This is a genomic window from Mesorhizobium sp. M7A.F.Ca.CA.004.04.2.1 (genome assembly GCF_004022825.1).
In the GTDB taxonomy this organism is placed as follows: Bacteria; Pseudomonadota; Alphaproteobacteria; order Rhizobiales; family Rhizobiaceae; genus Mesorhizobium.
Genome location: NZ_RZPH01001319.1, coordinates 1 through 1,324 on the forward strand (window position 1 = coordinate 1; position 1,324 = coordinate 1,324).

Consider the following 1,324-nt stretch of genomic DNA (forward strand, 5'->3'; position numbering starts at 1 on the left):
ACCTATGCGCGTCAACACGGTCAGAGGCCGGCGGCCAGATCGGCCAGATAGCCGGCGGCAGCGAAACGGCGATGACGGTCACGCAAATACCGTTGAGGGCTTGACTGACCCGCCGGACAGAATACGCTAGCGCAAAATACCGGCTCTGATCGCCGGGCGGCAAGAATGCCTCGTATGCCTCGCCCTTCCGGCGCTGGCTGCGAGGCATTGTCATTTTGGGGATCTGTTTGAAACGGCATATCGAGATCGGCATCCTGTATTCCCGCTCGGGGAGCTATCAGCTCGTCTCCGATGCGTGCCGCATCGGCGCCATGCGCGCCATCGCCGACATCAACGCCGATCGCAGCTCAGGCATCGAACTGGTGCCGGTCGAGCGCGATCCGCAAAGCAATGCGGACCGTTACGCGACGCTGTGCGAGGATATTTTCAGGACCAGCAGCGCGCGCCATGTCGTCGGCTGCGTCACCTCGTGGAGCCGCAAGGAAACCATTCCGGTGCTCGAGAAGGCGGGCGGCATGCTCTGGTACGCCTGCCCCTATGAGGGCTTCGAGGCCAACGAGCACGTCGTCTACATGCACGCCTGCCCCAACCAGCATCTGGTGCCGCTGATGGCGCATGTCGTGCCGCGTTTCGGCGCCAACGGTTTCCTGCTCGGCTCGAACTACATCTGGGGCTGGGAGATGAACCGCGTCGCCCGCGACCTGATCGCCGATGCCGGCGGCAAGGTGCTGGGCGAACGCTATCTGCGCATCGGCGAGACCGACGTGTCGCGGCTGATCGCGGAGATCCGTGCCACACGGCCGAACTTCATCCTCAACAACCTGATCGGCACCACTTCCTACGCCTTCCTGGCGGCCTATTGCGATCTCGGGAATGAGGATCCTGCCTTCCGCCCGGAAACCTGTCCCGTCATCTCCTGCAACCTCACCGAAGGAGAGTTGCCGGCGATCGGCGTATCCGGGAAAGGGCACCTGTCGGTCGGGCCGTACTTCGCGCCGCGGCCGGCCGCCTTCGCCTCGTCTTTCGAGGCCTCCGCCTATGCCTCCGTGCAGGTGATGGCCGACGTGCTCTCCAGCAATTCCGAAGCCGGTCCGGCGGAATTTTCCAGAGCCTTCGCAGAACGCCGCTTCTCCACCCGGCTCGGGCCGATCGCCATCGACGCGCATTCCCAGCACGCGACGCTGCCGGTGATCATCGGGCGCATCGCGGATGGCTTCTTCGAGGTCGTCAGCCGCGAGGACGAAGTCGCGCCAGACCCGTATCTGTCGCGCTACGACCCGGCAAAAACATTCGGCCGCCCGCGCCTGAGGGTGGTGTCGTGACG

The 1,324-nt window shown here is 64.5% G+C and carries 1 protein-coding gene; it reads left to right on the forward strand.

Annotated features, from left to right (window positions below):
• Positions 1–227 precede the first annotated feature (227 nt).
• A complete protein-coding gene (locus EN893_RS34205; RefSeq protein WP_127268206.1) occupies positions 228–1,322 on the forward strand; it encodes a transporter substrate-binding protein in 1,095 nt (364 codons plus the stop codon).
• Positions 1,323–1,324 lie beyond the last annotated feature (2 nt).